The organism is uncultured Draconibacterium sp. (assembly GCF_913060805.1).
Taxonomy (GTDB): Bacteria; Bacteroidota; Bacteroidia; order Bacteroidales; family Prolixibacteraceae; genus Draconibacterium.
In genome coordinates, this window is record NZ_CAJXTC010000004.1 from 106,715 (window position 1) to 127,135 (window position 20,421).

Sequence of the window (20,421 nt, forward strand, 5' to 3'; positions counted from 1 at the left end):
TTAACTCCACACTTCGTTGATAGAATTGCAGGATATACGGGTAGAGATTCTGCGGGTTTTGAAGGATGATTAATTGTTTGTCTATTTCTTTTTTGCAAGCTCAAGTGCTAAGGAAATAATTCTCCCTTTTGTAGTTGTGCCATTAATTGTACATTTGCGTTGTTCAGCATAATTTAAGAAAATTCATATAGTATGTTTAAAGATAAAGTGTTGTTAATCACCGGGGGTACCGGTTCGTTTGGGAATGCTGTATTAGATCGTTTCCTGAGTGAAGATATTAAGGAAATTAGGATTTTTTCGCGCGATGAAAAGAAACAAGACGATATGCGCGTTAAATATCAAAACAGTAAGATTAAATTTTATATCGGTAATACAAGAGATTACAATAGTATTTTGCATGCAACGGTAGGAGTGGATTTTGTTTTTCAGGCAGCAGCATTAAAACAAGTTCCATCTTGTGAGTTCTTTCCGCAGGAAGCGACTTATACAAATGTTATTGGTACTTCTAATGTAATAAAGGCTTCTGTTGCCAATGGCGTTAAAAAAGTGATCTGCCTGAGTACGGATAAGGCAGCATATCCTATTAATGCAATGGGAATGACCAAAGCATTAATGGAGAAAATTGCCATTGCTGAGTCAAGAAATATACCCGGAGATAAAACAGTTATATGCTGTACCAGGTATGGAAACGTAATGGCATCAAGAGGTTCTGTTATACCATTGTTTTTTAAACAAGCACAGGGATCAGGTGATATTACTGTAACTGATCCAAATATGACTCGCTTTATGATGTCGCTTGACGAGGCTGTAGATCTTGTATTATATGCTTTTAAAAATGGAAGACAAGGAGATTTGTTCGTTCAAAAGTCTCCGGCCTCGACTGTAGAAGATGTTGCAAAGGCGGTGAAAATGATTGTAAATTCTGATAATGAAATAAAAGTGATAGGTACACGGCATGGGGAAAAACTTTATGAAACACTTTTAACAAAAGAAGAAAAAATTAAAGCTGAAGATTTAGGGGACTATTATCGTGTTCCTGCTGATAACCGGGATTTGAATTATTCTAAATATGAAAAAAGTGGTGAGGATTATTCACTGGCCAATATTGTTGATTACAATTCTCATAATACCCGAAGGCTTACTTTAGAGGAGACAACGCAAAAAATATTGTCTTTGAGGAATATTAAAGAAATAATTAACGGAAATAATTGAAAATTTTGAAAATTAAGGTAGGAATAACCGGACAGTCTGGCTTCATTGGAACACATCTATTCAATTTAATCGGGACAATAGACCAATTTGAGAGAATTTATTTTAGTGACGAATTCTTTCAAAATGAAAAGATTTTATGTGAGTTTGTAGAACAATGTGATGTTATTGTTCATCTCGCTGCAATCAACAGATCCGAGAATCAGGAAGAACTTTATAATATAAATATAGATTTAGTTGTGAAATTAATTGGGGCCTTACAAAAGACAAAGTCTAAAGCACATGTTATTTTTTCGTCTTCAATACAAGAAAAGATTGATAATTTTTATGGTAAGTCTAAATTTGAAGGAGGAAGATTATTGGAAAAATGGTCAAATAGTGTTTGTGCTCGATTAACAAATTTGGTAATCCCAAATATCTTTGGACCTTATGGAAGACCTTATTATAATTCTTTTATAGCAACATTTTGTCATCAATTAAATAATTACGAACAACCAAAGATTTTTGCAGATAGTAATGTTAAATTGAAATATGTTGGGTCGTTATGTGAAGAGATAATTGAATGTATTCAAAATCCGAATGAAGATAGTGAAAAACGATATGTGGAACCCGATTTCGAGATGAAAGTTTCAGAAATTCTTCATCAATTGCAGATTTATAAAAATGAGTATTTGGAGTTAGGTATTATTCCAGCTTTAAAGGATAAAAATGAAGTTAATCTTTTTAATACATTCCTTTCCTTTATTGCTAAAAAAGAATTTTATCCCAAACTTTATAATAAACATACCGATGATAGGGGTGATTTTGTAGAGCTATTAAAAATAAAAAGTGGAGGTCAGATTTCTTTTTCAACAACCAAACCAGGAGTGGAAAGAGGAAATCATTTCCACACCAGAAAAATTGAAAGATTTTCCGTAATCAAAGGAGAAGCCATAATAGAACTACGCAAAATAGGAACAGAGGATAAAATTACATATCAGATTAATGGTGATTTGCCATCGTATGTTGATATTCCGATTTGGTATACACACAATATTAAAAATATAGGGGATGATGATTTATATACTGTTTTTTATATAAATGAATTTTTTAATCAAGAAGATCCCGATACATATTTTGAAAAGGTATGATACTTTGTTATTCTAACTCAAATAAAATTTAGATAATGAAAAAAATGAAAATAATGACCGTAGTTGGCACCAGACCTGAGATTATAAGGTTGTCTGCGGTAATTGATAAATTGGAAAGAGAGGATAGTATAAAGCATATATTGGTACATACAGGTCAGAATTATGATTATGAACTAAATGAAATTTTTTTTGAAGATTTTGGAATTAAAAAGCCAAATTATTTTTTGAATTCGGTTGGAGAGAATGCGATTAAAACAATTGGAAACATTTTTATTAATGTTGATGATGTTTTAGAGAAAGAAAATCCAGATGCATTGTTGGTGTTGGGAGATACCAATAGCTGCCTGGTAGCTATTCCTGCCAAAAGAAGAAAAATACCCATATTCCATATGGAAGCCGGTAATCGTTGTTTTGATTTTAGAGTTCCCGAGGAGTCAAACAGGCGCATTATTGATCATGTTAGCGATATTAACCTGGCTTATAGCGATATTGCAAAAGAAAATTTGTTAAGAGAAGGTCTTCCGATGGATAGGGTTTTTAAAACAGGAAGCCCAATGAAAGAGGTTCTTATGAAGAATCTGCATAAGATCAGTCAAAGTGATGTTCTTAGTAGATTGAAGTTAGAAAGAGAAAAATACTTTGTTGTATCATCGCACAGGGAAGAAAACATTGAAAGCGATAATTTTTTGAAATTAATAGATGTATTAAACGGTCTTTCTCAACAGTTTAATTATCCAATTATTGTATCCACTCATCCACGAACAAGAAATAAAATAAATGAACTTGGTATCAAGGTTGATAGTAATATCAATTTTATGAAACCATTAGGTTTTATTGATTATGTATTCTTACAAATAAATGCATTTGTAACCTTATCGGATAGCGGGACCATATCTGAAGAATCATCAATACTAAATTTCCGGGCATTAAATCTTAGAGAAACACACGAAAGGCAGGAGGCAATGCAGGAAGGTTCTGTAATTATGGTTGGCATGAATAAGGAGAGGATTTATCAGGCTATCGAGATATTAAAACATCAACCTTTTGGACAACAAAGAACCTTAAAGTTAGCTCCTGATTATGATGTGGATAATGTTTCAGTAAAAGTGGTAAATATAATTTTATCGTACATTGATTACGTGAACAGGGTTATATGGCAAAAAAAATCTTCATAATAACTCCGGAAAGTAGCCCGGGAGCAGCATTTTATAGATTAAAATTGTGGCAAAGTGGATTAATTCAAGCTGGGATTAATCTGGAAATTATATACCTCTCTACTAAAACTAAGAATAGGATGCTAAAGAAGGTGTTCGGATTAATTCAATTAATTCGAGTGTTGTTGATTCATCCTTCGAATATTATTTGGATTTATGGGCATATTTCCGGTAAGTCGGCTATTATTTTGCGGTTTAAAAAGTTTATTATAGAAAGAACAGAATACCCTTATCATATAATTATTGACAAGTATTCGAAAAAACAAGACCTTACCTATTATATAAACGCATCAGGATTTATAACATGTTCTGATGCTTTGATAGAATATTACAGCTCGTTTACAAATAAAGACTGTGGTTTCTTAAATGCTTCGCTATTGGTAGATTATGATAGATTTGCAAATGAGAAATACGTAAATCCCATAAAAGGCAAAAGATATATTGCTTACTGTGGTTATATGGGAAATAATAAAGATGGTCTTTATGATTTACTTGAGGCCTTTAAATTGGTGAGTAACAAAGTCAAAGACTTAACACTTTGTTTGATTGGTGGAGCAGAAGAATCAGAGATGAATAAGATAAGGAGATATACTGCTAAGCTTGGTTTAGAAAATGATGTTGTTTTTACAGGTTATGTGGAACATGAAAAAATTCCGGAATATTTGAAATTTGCTGAAGTATTATTGCTGTCAAGACCAGCCAATAAACAAGCAGAAGGTGGTTTCCCAAGTAAATTGGGAGAATATTTAGCTACAGGAAATCCAGTATTGGTTACTGCTGTTGGGGATATTCCAAATTATATTAAAGCACGTAAAAATGGATTCATTGTAACTCCGGGTAATCCGAAGCTTTTCGCAGATGAGTTATATTATATTTTGACAAACAAAGAAGTTGCAAAGAGAGTTGGAAAAGAGGGGCAGGCTTTAGCAAAGAGAGAATTTGATTATAAAGTTCAAGCCGAAAGATTAATCAATTTTTTAGATTAAATAGAAGTATGGTTAAGTATGCTTATACCGGAGACTTGGTCTTGCAGCAAACACAAGATTTTAATGAAGAGGAGCTTCTTTCAAGGCTCCGAAAAACTTTAGAGAAAGAGAATGCCAAATTGATAGTTAATTTGGAATCTGCCTTTGTTCAGAAAAATAAAATAAAAGAAAAAGACAAAATTTGTCTTGGTGCAAACGATACTTCTCTACGTTTTTTAAAAAAGTTAAATCCTTTACTTATTAATCTCTCGAATAATCATATTAATGATTATGGGGTAGAGTCATGTGAATATACATTTCAATTGTTAAAAAATGCGGGATTAGAACATTTTGGAGTTGGGACTATAGCTGAAAAAAGCAAACACATAGTTGTTAGCGATGATTCTAAAACAATCAATATTGCTTATGTTACCCGTTCTGCTGATCTCACAGGAACGAAATTATTTGCCGATACTGGATTTGTTGGCGGCTATGAAGTCGATTTGCAGGAGATCGTTGATGTTAAAAAAAAATATCCCGATTATCATTTAATAGTGAATATTCACTGGGGAATAGAAGATATAAAATTTCCAGAACCGGAAAAAATTGACTTAGCCCATAATATTATTGATGCAGGAGCTGATTTAATCATAGGGCATCATCCACATATAATTCAACCAGTTGAAAGTTATAAAGGAAAGCTAATTTTTTACTCATTAGGTAATTTTTATTTCCCTGATATTGACTATGAGTACAGGGGGTTAATTAAAAGTAAAAAAGCTCTTAAGCATCAGCGAAAAGGACTTGTGCCGATAATAGATTTTACCGAAGAATCTATTGTGGTAAAGAAAATTCTTTTAATCGAGAGAAATGTAAGAGGAAATAAATTACGAATCAAAGAATCAAAATTGTCTGGTATTTCTTCTATGAAACCTTATTCTGAAAATTGGTGGTTAGGATATTATAAAAGATTACTTTTTCAGAGGAAGATTAGAAATCTTATTAATAATCCTGATATTATAATTAAAGGGATTAGGGATCGTCTTTCTCCAGATTACAAAGAGAAAAGAAATATATTTTGGGTACTATTAGCATTTCTGTTTAAAATTTATCTATCCATAAGGTATTTCTATCGTGAACGTATTCTTTCTGAGAAAGCATATATAATAAAAAAATACAAACGAGTTTTTGGCAAATATCCCGACTTGAAAAATCCTCAATTGTTTACAGAGAAGATACAATGGATGAAACTTAATGATCGTACAACAATGCATACGATTTGTGCAGATAAATTTAAAGTACGTGATTATGTGCAAGAACGAGCTGGCGAGAAATACTTGATTCCTCTTGTGTTCGAAACTAAAAATGTGGATGAAATTATTATTGAAAATATACCCAACTGTCCAGTGATAATAAAAACTAATCATGATAGCAGTGGAGGTATCATCATTAAAGATAAAGGGAGTGCTGATTTTGAACAAATTCGTAAGGTTTTACGATCAAGACTTAAAAAAAATTACTATTACACCCAAAAGGAATGGGAATATAAGAATATTCAACCACGAGTAATTGTAGAAAAACTGTTAAAAGATAAAAGCGGGAATAATCTACTAAATGATTATAAGATATATTGTTTTGGGGGAAAGCCTAAATATATTCAAACTCTTTTCGATAGAGAAACAGATATTAAAGAAACCTGGTTTGATACAAATTGGATAGAGCAAGAATTCTTCTATTTTTCGAATGAAAGGAAAAAAGTTGAACGTCCAGTAAAATTAGAAGAGATGCTTGAAGTGGCTAGAAAGCTTTCGGAACCATTTTACTATGTAAGAGTTGATTTATACGATGTGAATAATGTTATTTATTTTGGAGAGTTAACTTTTCACCCATATGGGGGATTTATGAAGTGGAATCCCGAAAAAATGGACTTAAAATTAGGACAGAAGTTGAAGCTACCGATTGATGAATAAAGATAATAAGAAGAAAATACTTTTTGTTATTCCTGAATTACGCGAGGGGGGGGCAGAAAGGATAATGACATACCTTGTTAACCACATTAGCAGGGATAAATACATTCCGCAACTGTTATTGATTTTCAAGGCCGAACATTCGTATTTAGCGAATCTTCGTGAAGATGTGGAGGTGGTTTATTTAAATATTCCTTCAACGGTGAAGTATTTCTTCTTTCAAACATTAAGAGGAATACTTCGGCAGAAACCCGATATTGTTTTTGTGGGATTAAGTGGTATTAACGTTCTTTTGTCGCCTTTTATCCCGTTTTTTAGAAGCATAAAGTGGTTTGCCCGCGAAACCAACACAGTTAGTCAGCATGTACGAAATAAACGAATGTTGTTTTTATACCGGAACTTTTATAAAAACTACAATCAAATTATTGCCCAGTGTAATGATATGAAGGATGATTTGGTCGATAATTTTAAGATCCCTGAGAAGAACGTAACAGTAATAAATAATCCGATTGATACCAGTTTTATTGAGAAACAATTAAAAAAGGAGGAGAAAGATCTTTATCCTAAAGGAAAAATTAATGTCCTGGCCTGTGGCCGTTTATCGCATCAAAAAGGATTTGATATGCTTTTAAAAGCTTTTTCGGCGGTAAAAGCAAATAATAAATTTCATTTAACTATAGTTGGAGATACAAAGGATGAAGAATATAAAAAAGAACTAAAATCGCTGGCTACTGATTTAGGGCTGAATGATTTAGTAACTTTTGCAGGTTATCAGTCGAATATTTATCACTTTTACCAGCAGGCCGATGTATTTGTACTAAGCAGTCGATACGAAGGTTTTCCCAATGTAGTATTGGAAGCTTTGTATTGTGGCACACCAGTGCTGGCAAACAACTGCAAAGGTGGAATTTCAGAAATAATCACAGATGCAAAAAATGGCTTTATTTTTGATTTTGAAAAGAACAATTTTGAGAAAAGACTTAAAGAAGTAATTGGCTCGAAATTTCAGGAGCAAGAGATAAAAGGAGACGCTATAAGCCGTTTTGCGCTAAAAAATATAATTCGGAAATATGAAAGTATTATTGATGCTTAATAGGTAAAATTGATGTTACAGGATATAAAAAAAACGACAAGACATAGTTCGGTTTATGCAATTGGCAACATTAGTATAAAAGTTATAGGATTAATATTATTACCTCTCTATACCAATGAGGCTTTTTTGTCGAAAGATGATTTTGGAATGCTTGCCATTTTGGAAGCAACGGCCCAGGTACTAACGGTGCTTTTGGCATTTGCACTAAGCAGTAGCCTTATTCGATGGTATTGGGATGAAGATTATAAGGAGAAACAAAAGAGTATTGTATTTACCATTTTTTCATTTTTGTTGGTTATCAATACGCCGGTTTGTGGGGCTTTACTAATAAACGCAGACCATTTTTCCAAACTTATTTTTGGTTCTATCTCATTTGGTTATCTTCTGCAGCTAACTTTCATTACTGTTTTTTTTCGGGTACTTAACAGTATTACATTGCAATTATTACAAATTCAATCAAGATCTGTTTTTTATACTGTTATTAATGTTGTCAAATTATTGGTGGTATTATTGCTTACCGTATTTGCAATCACTAAAATGGGGCGCGGATTAAATGGTATTTGGGAAGCAAGTGTTATTGGAGAAATTCTTATGCTTTTGCTAACTCTTCCTTATATTTTGAAAAACGTGCGTTACTCTTTCGAGTGGAAAGTTTTTAAGGAAATGTTTGTTTTTGGCTATCCGTTGGTATTGTCAAATCTTGCCGTTATTACACTTACAGTTACTGACCGATATATGCTTAATTTTATTTCGGGATTGGCCGCTGCAGGTATATATAGTTTAGGTTTGCGGCTTGCTAATACGCTCAAGATTGTTATTACCGATTCCGTAATGGCTGCTTTGGCCCCAATACGACTTAAAAAGTTTAACGATCCCAATAATCATCGTTTTTTTTCAAAAATATTGACCTATACAAGCTTCCTGTTTATTCTGGTTATGCTTGTTGTATCACTATTTTCGCTTGAAGCCATAAAATTAATTACAAAAACAACCGATTATTGGAGAGCTGCAGGTATAATTGGGGTTTTATCATTTGCATTTTTATTTTCATTAATACGAATAAATTTAACCACTGGATTAATGATAACAAAAAAAAGTAATGTTTTAGGAGTTTTAACCGTTTTAACAGCAGTCCTGAATTTTGGGTTAAATATATTATTTATACCCTTATGGGATATTTATGGGGCTGCTGCTGCAACATTAATCTCGCAATTTATTTATATGTGTGTGACCTATTATGCAGCACAAAATCAATATAAAATTCCTTATGAAGTAAATAAGTTAGTAATTGCGATATTAGTTGCTGGAACGATTACTTTTGTTGGTATCCTTATTAAAGATATACAAATTCTATGGCGGCTATCACTTAAAATTATCCTGTTGGGTAGTTTTCCGTTTATTTTATTACTTTTTAACTTTTATGAAAAAGTGGAGATCGAGAGCATAAAAAATATTTTTGCCTCATGGAGGAATCCAAAGATGCTTAAAGAAAATCTTAAGCGTTTTTTGAAATAGGTATTTATATGACCTGCTACAGTGGAAAAATGGTCAAATATACTACCTTGGCCACACTGCTGACCACTCTTCACAAAAGATTGATTTTACTTCTATCGAAGCTATAATTTCTTATTGATTTAAAACAAATTAATATGAAAGTGTGGCTAATAAATTAATCGCCATGAGTAAAGTAAGAAAAGTCATTCATTTGCACCACTGGGAAAAACAATATGATTTATCAGTAGATACTTGGATCTGTCACGTCGCTGTCCATAGTTCTTCTAATTTAAACACAAGGTTTTGCTGTTTTTTTATAAAATATTTTCTAATTAGGATAAAAATTTTAATGAGATAAAGATGTAAGATATGTCTCTATTCAGTTGAATTATATCGAAGTCTATATAACACCAGTGTACATTATGTTGATAATTCACATATTTTTCAGATAATTTTCGTAAAAATTTTGAATATAGATACTTGGCTTTTAATGTTTCTAAACTCGTCAACGTTAATAAGCTATTTTAATTTTAAAAACAGAGGTATATTTGATTAAGATTGCATAGGTTTACATGTAATCATTTGTTTTGGTTTTATTAATTCATTAGACATGGCAGAACTGGTAATATTTACAACGAGTTATCCCTATGGGGAAGGAGAAACATTTTTGGAGACTGAAATTAAATTTTTAAACCAGAAATTCTCCACCATTCATATATTTCCATTAACTGTTGGGAAGGGTGATAAAGTGAGGATGGTGCCTGATGGAGTAACTTATTCAAAACCTTTTTTTCGATTTGATATCAATCAGGAAAAAATGAGAACGGTTTTAGACGGAATTTTCAATATTGCTCCCGTTAGTTTTGTTTTTAAAGAATTTTTACAAAAGAAAGTATACAAAAGCAAAAGAAAATTAAAAAATTTGCTGGAAACGACATGTGCCGTTCGAAAGATTTTGGCACCTCATAATTGGAAGGAGATATTGGCGAAAATTGATAAGATAACTATAATTTATTTTTATTGGGGTGATAAAGCAACAGGAATTATTCCTTTTATTTCGAAGAATTATTCTAATGTAACAGTAGCCAGATTTCATAATTCGGATCTTTATGAAGATTTGAAAGGAGGTTACATCCCTTTCCGTGAAGAATTATTGAAGAACTTAGAATACTCTGTTTTTATATCAGAAAAAGGCAAAGCTTATCTAACTAAGAAATATCACAATTTGAATTTTAAGACAAAGTTATTTCGTTTGGGAGTCCCGGATTTACAGATGACTTCCAGAAGTGAAGATGATGTTTTGCGTATAATTAGTTGTTCGTACGTTGTTCCAGTAAAAAGATTGGACTTGATTGTGAAAGCATTGACGCATGTAAAGTGCAAGGTGAAATGGACTCATCTTGGTGGAGGGAAATTATTGCCGAGTATAAAGGATATGATTAAAAGTCTACCTCCAAATGTAAACGTAAGTCTGCTAGGACAAGTAAGCAATATAGATGTGATTAATTATTACCAACATAATTCTGTGGATTTATTTGTTAATGTTAGTGCCTCGGAAGGAATTCCTGTTTCTATTATGGAGGCAATTTCATCGGGAATACCTATTATTGCAACAAATGTTGGTGGTACGTCTGAAATAGTTGACAATAGTTTTGGAACTTTGCTGCATAAAGACTTTGAGGAGAGTCAATTAGCAACTTTGTTTGATGATTACTATTTAAAGAATGAAGACCAAAAAATGATAATGAGACGTAGTGCAAAAGAGTTTTGGTTTAAACATTTTAATTCAGAATTAAACTATAAAAACTATACAGCTTTTTTGAAGGGATTAACTAATGATTAAAGCATTGTTTATATGCCAAATGTATTAAAATTGTACGCGTGTTCATAGTTGAAGAAGTGGATTATGTTGAGCTGTCTTATAAACGTATCGGTAAAGTTTCCAGGAATGGAGATGTTCCCCAATATATTATAGAGAATTGAAAAAAATATAGTTTAAAAGCTGAATTATGCAAACCATACACATGTGCGACCTCTACGGTCAATACTTTACAATGAAAGAGGAAATTGATTCGGCCATGCAGGAAGTAATAAAATCAACAAAATTTATAAAAAGCGGAAAAGTAGTCGATTTTGAAGAAAAATTAGCTGCATATTTAAATACAAATGTAATTACCTGTGGTAATGGTACAGATGCACTTCAAATGGCCTATATGGCACTTGGGTTAAAACCGGGTGATGAGGTAATTACAACACCGTTTACCTTTGTGGCTACAGTTGAAACAGCTGTTTTAATGGGCCTAAAACCTGTTTTTGTAGATGTTTGTCAGGGAACATATAATATGGATGTCTCGCAACTGGAAGATGTGATCACCCCAAATACGAAAGCGATTGTTCCTGTACATTTATTTGGGCAGTGTGCTAATATGGAAGAAATAATGGCGATTGCCCCAAAACACAATCTGTATGTAATCGAAGATGCTTGCCAGGCACTGGGAACAGATTATATTTTTAAAGACGGAACTAAACAAAAAGCCGGCACCATCGGAGATATTGGATGTAACTCGTTTTTCCCCTCGAAAAACCTGGGTTGTTTTGGCGATGGAGGGGCTGTTTTTGCAAAAGATGACAAGTTAGCCGGTACCATTCGGTCGATTGCAAACCATGGCATGAAAGCTAAATACCAATATGAACGGATTGGAGTAAATTCGCGTTTAGACAGTATTCAGGCTGCTATTCTGGAGGTGAAATTAAAATATTTCGATAAACATATACAAGCCAGACAGAAGGCAGCGGCATACTATGATATGCATCTTGCAGAGCTGGCTTGGATTGAAATCCCTCGGCGGGTAGAATACAGTACACATACTTTTCATCAGTATACCTTGAAAACAGATAGGAGGGATGAATTACAGGCTTTTTTGAAAACAAAGGGAATTCCTTCGATGGTCTACTATCCTGAGGTTTTTCATTTACAGGAAGCATATAAATTTTTAGGCTATCAGGAAGGTGATTTCCCGGTAAGTGAAAAGCTGGTAAAAACAGTTTTGTCGCTGCCTATGCATACCGAGCTGGATGAGGAGCAACTGGAGTATATAGTAATTTCTCTAAAAGAATTTTTTTACAATATATAACCATGAGTAAAGAATATTACGCACACGAAACAGCGATCATCGATAAAGGAGCAAAGATTGGAGAGGGCTCAAAGATCTGGCATTTTTGTCATGTTATGGGGAGTGCAGCTATTGGAAATAACTGCATTTTAGGTCAAAATGTTTTTGTTGGCAACAATGTAAAACTTGGCAATAATGTTAAGGTGCAAAATAATGTATCGTTATACGAAGGTGTAATCTGTGAGGATGATGTTTTTTGCGGGCCATCTATGGTTTTTACTAATGTCATCAATCCGCGAAGTGCTGTTGAGCGAAAAACAGAATTTAGGCCAACACTTGTTAGGAAAGGTGCTAGTATTGGTGCCAATGCAACTATTGTGTGTGGAGCTACTTTAGGAGAATATTGTTTTATCGGAGCCGGCGCAGTAATTACAAAAGATGTTAAGCCCTTTGCATTGATGGTAGGTGTTCCGGCATTACAAAAGGGATGGGTGAGCAGAAGCGGAGCAATTTTGGGAGCAGACCTGATTTGTCCTGAAACCGGAGAAAAGTATAAATTAGCAGGCGATAATTTAGAATTAGTAAAATAATGACATATAAAAAGCAAATATTAGACAAAGTAACCGGGAAACAACTTTTAATTGGAGTTGTGGGTTTGGGCTATGTCGGACTTCCATTGGCTGTAAGCTTTGCACAAGAAGGAAATAGGGTGTTGGGTTTCGACAAAGCTGAAGTTAAGGTAAAAAAAGTCAACTCAGGAGAAAACTATATTGGAGACATCGACAACTGGGAGTTGGAACAAGTTACAGAATCCGGTTATCTGAAAGCAACAAGTGATTTTTCAGAGTTAAAAAATTGCGATGCCATTCTTATATGTGTACCTACACCTCTTGACCGTTACAAAAAGCCAGATATGAGTTATATCGAGGCAGCTTGTACTGAAATTGGCAAGAATATGAAAAAGGGTACGTTCATTAGCTTGGAAAGTACTACTTATCCTACTACCACTGAAGATTTTATGCTTCCTATAATTCAACGGGAATCGGGTTTGACTGAGGGCGACGATTTTTGGTTGGCATTTTCGCCTGAACGTGTTGATCCGGGGAATCAGGATTTTAAAACAAAGAATACTCCGAAGGTGCTGGGTGCTTTAACAGCTGATGGCCTTAAGATAGGAGAAGCTATTTATAAACTGGCCATTGAGAACGTACACCTCGTAAGTTCTCCAAGGGTAGCAGAGATGGTAAAGATTTTAGAAAATACCTACCGTTTAATCAATATTAGTCTGATTAATGAGTTGGCATTGCTGGCCGGTAAGATGGACATTAATATCTGGGAGGTAATTGACGCGGCAAAAACCAAACCCTTTGGATTTCAGGCCTTTTATCCGGGTCCGGGTGTGGGGGGGCATTGTATTCCGCTCGATCCCTTTTATTTGGAGCATATTGCGAAAAAATTCAACTTTGAATTAAGTATGATACATACAGCTGGGCATATTGATTTGTTAATGGCTCATCGAATGACCTTAAAGATTACCTCGGCATTGAACAGACAAAAAAAGGCCCTTAACGGAAGCAAAGTGTTGTTTTTGGGGGTCGCCTACAAACCAAATATCGATGACGAGCGCGAATCTCCGGCATTAAAAATTATTGAAGAAGTAGTAAATAAGGGAGCAGAAGTAAGTTATCATGATCCTTTTATTTCGGAAATAAAAACGGAAGGAGATAACAGTTTCGTAAGCACTGAATTAAATGAGAAGACTTTACAAGATGCCGATTGTGTTGTTATAACCACCAACCATTCGGTATTTGATGCTGATTTTATCGAGAAAAATTCGAAGCTTGTTGTCGATTTAAGAAATGTCATTAAAGAAGCGTCCGACAAAGTATATAAATTATAGTTTTAATTCAAAGTCAGTCTAGCATTCAGGGCTTTGTACCAATTTTAGTAATAATGAATAAACGATTTGCATTAATAGGAGCGGCAGGGTATATTGCTGACCGTCATATGAAAGCCATTAAAGAAACCGGTAATGATTTGATTTGTGCTACCGACAGGTTTGACGTGATGGGTCGTATCGATAGTTACTTTCCTGAAGCCGAATTTTTTCTTGAGCACGAGAACTTTGAAAAGTACATGGACGACCTCCGTATGGCCGGAAATTCTGTAGATTATGTAAGCATATGTACACCGAATTACATGCATGCCTCGCATATTCGTTTTGCCTTACGAAACGGCGCCGATGTAATTTGTGAAAAGCCACTGGTAATCTATCCGGAAGAACTGGATGTTCTCAAGGAGATTGAAAGAGAAACCGGAAAGAGAGTAAATACAGTCCTTCAATTACGTTATCATCAAACTATTCTTGATCTGAAAAAGAAAGTTGATGAAGGTGGTGATAAAATGTATGATGTAGATTTAACTTACATGACTACCCGCGGTAAATGGTACTTCAAAAGTTGGAAAGGTGAGATGGAGAAATCGGGGGGAGTTGCTACAAATATCGGAATTCATTTTTTTGATATGCTTACCTGGATCTTTGGGGCGGTAAAAGAGAATGTTATTCACGTTTATGAAGCAGATAAAGCTGCCGGTTACCTTGAATTGGAAAAGGCCCGAGTGCGTTGGTTCTTAAGTCTGGATGCCAACGACTTGCCGGCGTATGCTACAGAACGAGGAATGCGAACTTTTCGCTCCATTACCGTTAATGGAGATGAAGTGGAATTTAGCGGTGGATTTACTGATTTGCATACGGTTACTTATCGGAATATATTGGATGGTAATGGTTTTGGCTTGGATGATGCACGTGAGAGTATTGTTCTTACAGATTACGCCCGTTATACAAAACCTGTTGGGTTGAAAGGGGAGTATCATCCATTATTGAGAAAGTAAGAGTTAGTTGGAGAAATACTCGTTAAGATCAAATTGCTGCTTCTCAAAGTTATTCGTTTCGATAAACATCTTTTGCCAAATGGCAATGCCCATGACTATCCAAAGGTAATTATAATGCCAACGTAATTTGGGATGTGGTTTGTAGTTTATAATTTTATCGATATACTGATAATTAAAAATGCCTTGTTGTTCAACAAATTCTTTGGTGAGTATTTTCCGAGCAACTTCTTTTAAGTCTTTTTTAAACTGCAGGTAAGGATTTACGGTAAAGCCCCATTTCTTTTTGGTAATAATTTTCGGAGGCAAATGGTTTTCCATGGCTTTCCTGAACAGGTACTTGGTTTGGTTTTGTTTTATTTTAAGGTGTAAAGGAATTGAGTTAGCAAAATTAACAAGGTCGAGATCAAGGAAAGGTACACGTTCTTCTACTGAGTTCGACATCGACATTCTATCTTCTACCAGCAAATAATCATTTACCATTTTGCTTTGCATCTCAACAAACAGAACCTGTTCAAGGGCTTTTAAATTGTTTGCTCTGTCGAATAGGCTGTCGAAGTATTGGTGAACCTTATTTAAACGTAGCGCTTCTCCCAGAGAATTGGATGTATAAATGTTTTGGTAAAACCTGTCGTCGTAATCCCATGCATTTCGTATTATGAGGTAGAATTTTTCGACATTGCCCAATGCCAGCAGCATTTGCATTCCTCGCCGGTATTCGTCGGTTGACAAAATGCCTGATGCATTTTGCAGGCGAAACAGGATTTGAGATTTAAACTGTCCTACTTTCTTCATCCAACGTGGCATGTTTTTATGCAGGTTGTTAAACGGATTTGTGAAACGGTGAATATCGTAACCAGCAAACAGCTCGTCGCCTCCCAGGCCTCCCAATACTACTTTAACGTGCTGACGAACAAAATTCGACATATTGTAACCCTGTAAGAGGTTTATTTTTGGTTCTTCAGCATGCCACAGTACTTCAGGGAATTTCTCCAGCGGATTCATTTGAAGACTAAGTGTGTGGTGGTTGGTGTTAAAGTGTGTGGCAATACGCTCAGCATCAGGAAATTCGTCAGTGGGTTCATTAAATCCAAGGGTGAAGGTATTGATTTGTTCCGCTCCAAGCTCGTGCATTTTTTGTACTATGGTTGATGAATCGAGCCCTCCTGAAAGATAAACTCCTATTGGAACATCACTGATGAGTTGTCTTTCTATCGCCTGTTTCATGTAGAAATGCATGCCGTCGATGGCTTCTGCTTCTGTAATACTTTGATTAACATTGTTGTATTTAAGTTCCCAGAATTTTTTTATTTCAATGTTTCCCTTTGAGAATTTCAGGTAATGGGCGGGAGGTAAGCGTTTAATATGTTTAAACAAAGTTTCGTCGCCCTGTGTATATCTTAAATTTAGTTGCAGGTGTAAAGCTTGTTTGTTTAGTTGGCGAGGAACTTTTGGATGGAGCAGAATACTTTTCTGTTCGGACCCAAATACAAGCAATTTGCTGTTGTGGTAGTAATGTAAAGGTTTTATCCCGAAATGGTCGCGAGCTAAAAAGAGTGTGTCGTTGACAATATCCAAGAGGGCAAAGGCAAAAATTCCGTTCATCCGGCTAAAAAATGTTGTGCCGTATTCCTCAAATCCGTGAAGGATTACCTCGGTGTCTGTTTGTGTGCTAAAAATATGTCCCTTGGCCATTAACTCCTGACGTAATTCTTTAAAATTATAGATTTCGCCATTGAAAACGATACAAAGTGTTTCGTCTTCGTTGTAAATGGGTTGGTCACCGGTATTTAGGTCAATAATGGCCAGCCTGCGATGCCCAAGAGTATAGTTGTTATGTGTTATTTGTTTGGCTCCATCCGGACCGCGGTGGGCAATTATTTCCAGCATCCTGTCCATTAAAATTTTATTGCTGGTATTATATTCATGTATTCCGGCTATTCCACACATATTATAATCTGTTCAGTTTTTTTAATGATTTGTATTTGAGTTGGTACATTCTGAAAATATTAACCGATTTATCCACCTGGATTGTTTTTTGATAGAATTTCTCCAACTCAGGATGCTTTGTAATATTGATAAGTATCTTTAGCTGCGTTTGGATTAGTCTCAGGTAACCATATGTACAGGGATCGTCGGCAGGATAACCCGGCACTTCAGACAGCGAGTATCGGATCCAGAATCCAAGATCGAGTTTTTGCCATTGATTGGCTAGACCTTCCACACCCTCATTAAATAATTTTTTTGCCAATTGGTGTGCTTCTTTATCGAGTTCTTCAGGGACGGCTCTGACAAAGTCGTATAAACCAAAGAGTGAAAAGATATGCCCGTCTATTACCCTTGTTGGATATTGGGCCACATATTCTTCATAAAATGTTTCTCCTTTTATGCGGCGAATGGCAACTCCTCCTTCTTTTATGTCTTTGGTGAAGGGGATTAAGGCTTTTTTACAGCAATCTAAATATTTGTCTTCGGAGGTGATCTGCCAGGCACGAAGCATTACAGATAAAGCCCTGCTTTGGGCAAAGGCGGATTTCCAAGGGGATGTTATATGGTGCTCTGGTTTTGGAACATCAGTAAGCCAATAGGTTCCTGATTGTTCATTTTCAAATTTGTTATTAAAAAACCATTCAGCAATTCTAAGAAAATGTGCTCCTTTCTCCTGATTCCCTGATCGTAGCCAAGTATGGTAGACTGATAGAGCGAACTGACCTATAGAGATTGGATAGTAGTGAAGTTTTTTTTCTTCCACATCAATATAAGTCGTATTTAATGGAATTCCTTCTTCATCAAATTCTGCTATCAGGCGATTGAGTTTCTTCGGATCTTCCTCAAAGAGCAGATAATATTCTCTAAGTTCCGACTCCGTATCGGTGGATATTTTGAGGGACGATTTACTGAAAAGATCTCTTTTCAGTTTTTGTAACATGAAAAATATTTTTTTTATCTTACTCATTTAAACAGAAGTGTTGAAAATTGTTGCCAACTCTTTGGTTATGTGTTTTCTGGAGTATTGTAGGATTTCATCTGTACTGGGATCATGTCCACCATGTCTTTTCCATAATTTAATTCGTTCAATCAATATTTCTAACAAGTTGGCTTCATAATTAAATGTCAGGCCTGCATTACATTTTTCCAAAATGCTATTTATGTCATTGTTCGTTGGAGCTAAAGCCAAAATAAAATTGTTTGTGGCTAAATATTCGAACAATTTACCAGTAATAATTCCTTCACTTTTTCGGGGAATTAATAGTAATAATAGCTCAGAATTAATAATTTTATTTATGGCCTCTGAATGAGGGATATAATTGTAAAAGTTTGTATTTGCACCATGTGAATCGGAACTCTTTTTAACTTCGTCGTCGAACTTACCATAAAAATTAATGTCTAATAATTGTTTGTATTTATTTGGGAGCTGTTCTACTGCTTTAAAAAAATTTTCAGGATTCTGTGAATTGGAGATACTGCCAACATATGTTATTCTAAATTTCTTGGAAGCAGCAGTATTTTTTGGGAAAAAATCACTCTCGTCAAATCCGTTAAAGATAAGATGAAATGATTTTGTTTTTTGTTTATCAAGAAGACTTGCACAACCTTTCCCAACAGTTATGAGTTCATCCGCAGATGACAATATTTTTTTTTCAAGTTTAAGATTATACTTCTGCAAAACTTCTAACCTTGGCAGTTCTTTATCCCAGAAAGCATCAGTCCAGGGATCACGGAAATCAGCCACCCATTTTATACCTGTCTTTTTCTTTAATTTATGGCCGATTAGCTGCAGAGAATGTGGAGGTGAAGATGTAAAGATCAGGTCTGGTTTTTCTTCTTTTATTATCTTTAGTCCCTGTTTAACAGCAGCACGATTCCAACCTTTTCTTGCATCCGGTATAAAAAAGTTGGCGCGAATCCATTTTGTGAGTTTAAAGCCAAGTCCGCCATCTTTTTTTGTGAGCTCAAAAGAACTGATTTCTCTTTTCCCGCCTTTTAATTTTTTGTATAAATCCAACGCAGAAAAGGAACCTGCTTTGTAAATCTTAATACCTTTTGGTATATCTTTTTGTAAAGATGCATCGATGGCGTGAAAGTCGCCATTATCAATCGTTAGAATAATTGGTTCCCACCCGAACTCAGGCAGGTACTTGGCAAATTTAAGTACCCGTTGTACACCAGGCCCTCCTGCAGGAGGCCAGTAATAGGTTATTATGAGGACTTTCTTATTCATCTCTAGACATTGGATTCTCGATAATGGCTTTTTTTCAGTTACTGTTTACTGGTACCAATCTTTGTGTCTTTCTTACCTGCTTTCCAGGTTTTTCTTACTGTAGTAGTTTTTCACAAAACCCTCAGCTTCCTTTCTTCCTAACACTTTGGTTTGCCATAGTGCTTTTAATAATCCAAGGCCGTATGCAAATACCTGAATGTTTAAAGTGACCGGAGAAAGTAATGCGGCTTTTATATTTTTGTAGCGTATTAACGATTCTGCAATTGCCCATAGTGTTATTAAGAAATAACCGATAGCTGTTAGTACCCAAAGGAATTTTCCGGGAGTTGGAAAAAAAATTGTGAATACTAATAGCAAAATCAGTCCAAGTACGACCATAGCCGGTAATAGGTGTACCGGTTTCAACATTGAAGGATGTGCATTTGCAAGATTTATCCGTGCTACTCCCCAGTTAAAAATCTGACGATAAAATTTAGACAGACTTGTTCTTCGTTTATGATATACAAAGGCATCTGTAATTAGTCCTACGTGGTAACCCGCGTCGTAAATACGTTGCGAAAAATCCATGTCCTGTCCGTGGCGGAGTTTGTTCATGCCTCCGATATCCTCAAAAACTTTCCGGTGTATACCCATATTAAAACTACGGGGATAAAACTTACCTACGCTTTTCTTTTGCCCACGAGTACCACCGGTTCCCAACTTTGAGGTCATGGAATAGGTAATCGCTTTCAAAAGTGGGCTAAATGATTCGTGGCAGGTATCGGGGCCACCGAAAGCTTCATAGCCATTTTTTTCAACATCACTGTCGATAGTACGTAACCATTGAGGAGGAAACATGCAGTCGGAATCCACAAAAATAAAGTACTCTCCACCGGCATTTCGCATGCCATTATTTCGGGCTTCACCAGGGCCCATGTTTTCCTGATAGATAGCTCTGGTCTGGAGGCCGCTAACCGACTTATAATTTTCAATGAATTCCCGAAAGTCGTCGATAGATCCGTCATCGACAAACAGAAATTCGAATTTTTCGCGTTCAAAATCAAGTTTTTCTGCACTTTCAAGAAGCTCTTTAACTTCCCCAATGCGGTTGTAAACAGCAATTATTATCGTATACTTTAACATTGT

16 protein-coding genes are annotated in these 20,421 nt (G+C 35.1%); 12 read left to right on the forward strand and 4 right to left on the reverse strand.

Annotated elements, in window-relative coordinates; translation table 11 throughout:
• The first annotated feature begins 192 nt into the window (after positions 1–192).
• The 12 genes from QZ576_RS03805 (at position 193) to QZ576_RS03860 (ending at position 15,077) form a co-directional block, all read left to right on the forward strand.
• On the forward strand, positions 193–1,212 hold the full coding sequence (locus QZ576_RS03805) for a polysaccharide biosynthesis protein (protein ID WP_297094223.1): 1,020 nt from the start codon (positions 193–195) through the stop codon (positions 1,210–1,212).
• 5 nt (positions 1,213–1,217) lie between these two features.
• Positions 1,218–2,339 carry an NAD-dependent epimerase/dehydratase family protein gene (locus tag QZ576_RS03810; protein WP_297094225.1) on the forward strand — a complete coding sequence of 374 codons (1,122 nt, stop codon included), beginning with the start codon at positions 1,218–1,220 and terminating at the stop codon, positions 2,337–2,339.
• A gap of 35 nt (positions 2,340–2,374) precedes the next feature.
• Complete coding sequence (gene wecB / locus QZ576_RS03815; RefSeq protein ID WP_297094228.1) at positions 2,375–3,514, forward strand: non-hydrolyzing UDP-N-acetylglucosamine 2-epimerase; 1,140 nt, start codon at positions 2,375–2,377, stop codon at positions 3,512–3,514.
• Positions 3,493–4,539: a glycosyltransferase family 4 protein gene (locus tag QZ576_RS03820; RefSeq protein ID WP_297094229.1), complete on the forward strand. Its 1,047-nt coding sequence runs from the start codon at positions 3,493–3,495 to the stop codon at positions 4,537–4,539. Before wecB ends, QZ576_RS03820 begins: the two co-directional genes overlap by 22 nt.
• Positions 4,540–4,547: 8 nt before the next feature.
• Positions 4,548–6,488, forward strand: a complete 1,941-nt coding sequence (locus QZ576_RS03825) for an ATP-grasp fold amidoligase family protein (RefSeq protein WP_297094232.1) — start codon at positions 4,548–4,550, stop codon at positions 6,486–6,488.
• Positions 6,481–7,578: a glycosyltransferase gene (locus QZ576_RS03830; RefSeq protein WP_297094234.1), complete on the forward strand. Its 1,098-nt coding sequence runs from the start codon at positions 6,481–6,483 to the stop codon at positions 7,576–7,578. Before QZ576_RS03825 ends, QZ576_RS03830 begins: the two co-directional genes overlap by 8 nt.
• A gap of 12 nt (positions 7,579–7,590) precedes the next feature.
• A complete protein-coding gene (locus tag QZ576_RS03835) occupies positions 7,591–9,093 on the forward strand; it encodes a lipopolysaccharide biosynthesis protein (protein WP_297094236.1) in 1,503 nt (500 codons plus the stop codon).
• A 589-nt stretch (positions 9,094–9,682) separates the two neighbouring features.
• A complete protein-coding gene (locus QZ576_RS03840; RefSeq protein WP_297094238.1) occupies positions 9,683–10,915 on the forward strand; it encodes a glycosyltransferase in 1,233 nt (410 codons plus the stop codon).
• A 166-nt stretch (positions 10,916–11,081) separates the two neighbouring features.
• On the forward strand, positions 11,082–12,206 hold the full coding sequence (locus tag QZ576_RS03845) for a DegT/DnrJ/EryC1/StrS aminotransferase family protein (RefSeq protein ID WP_297094240.1): 1,125 nt from the start codon (positions 11,082–11,084) through the stop codon (positions 12,204–12,206).
• Positions 12,207–12,208: 2 nt separating this feature from the next.
• The gene (locus QZ576_RS03850; protein WP_297094242.1) at positions 12,209–12,775 is read left to right on the forward strand and encodes an acyltransferase; all 567 of its coding nucleotides are present in this window, start codon (positions 12,209–12,211) and stop codon (positions 12,773–12,775) included.
• Positions 12,775–14,085, forward strand: a complete 1,311-nt coding sequence (locus QZ576_RS03855) for a nucleotide sugar dehydrogenase (protein ID WP_297094244.1) — start codon at positions 12,775–12,777, stop codon at positions 14,083–14,085. Before QZ576_RS03850 ends, QZ576_RS03855 begins: the two co-directional genes overlap by 1 nt.
• 53 nt (positions 14,086–14,138) lie before the next feature.
• Positions 14,139–15,077 (forward strand): Gfo/Idh/MocA family oxidoreductase, encoded by a 939-nt coding sequence (locus tag QZ576_RS03860; RefSeq protein ID WP_297094248.1) that lies wholly within the window; start codon positions 14,139–14,141, stop codon positions 15,075–15,077.
• A gap of 3 nt (positions 15,078–15,080) precedes the next feature.
• Here the strand turns inward: QZ576_RS03860 and asnB are convergent, their stop codons facing one another.
• From asnB to QZ576_RS03880, 4 genes are all read right to left on the reverse strand, one after another.
• Positions 15,081–17,024: an asparagine synthase (glutamine-hydrolyzing) gene (asnB, locus tag QZ576_RS03865; RefSeq protein ID WP_297094250.1), complete on the reverse strand. Its 1,944-nt coding sequence runs from the start codon at positions 17,022–17,024 to the stop codon at positions 15,081–15,083.
• Between the two features lies 1 nt (position 17,025).
• Entirely contained in the window at positions 17,026–18,030 is a 1,005-nt protein-coding gene (locus tag QZ576_RS03870) for a D-glucuronyl C5-epimerase family protein (RefSeq protein WP_297094252.1), read from the reverse strand.
• Entirely contained in the window at positions 18,031–19,296 is a 1,266-nt protein-coding gene (locus QZ576_RS03875) for a glycosyltransferase family 4 protein (RefSeq protein WP_297094254.1), read from the reverse strand.
• A 72-nt stretch (positions 19,297–19,368) separates the two neighbouring features.
• A complete protein-coding gene (locus QZ576_RS03880; RefSeq protein WP_297094256.1) occupies positions 19,369–20,418 on the reverse strand; it encodes a glycosyltransferase in 1,050 nt (349 codons plus the stop codon).
• Positions 20,419–20,421 lie beyond the last annotated feature (3 nt).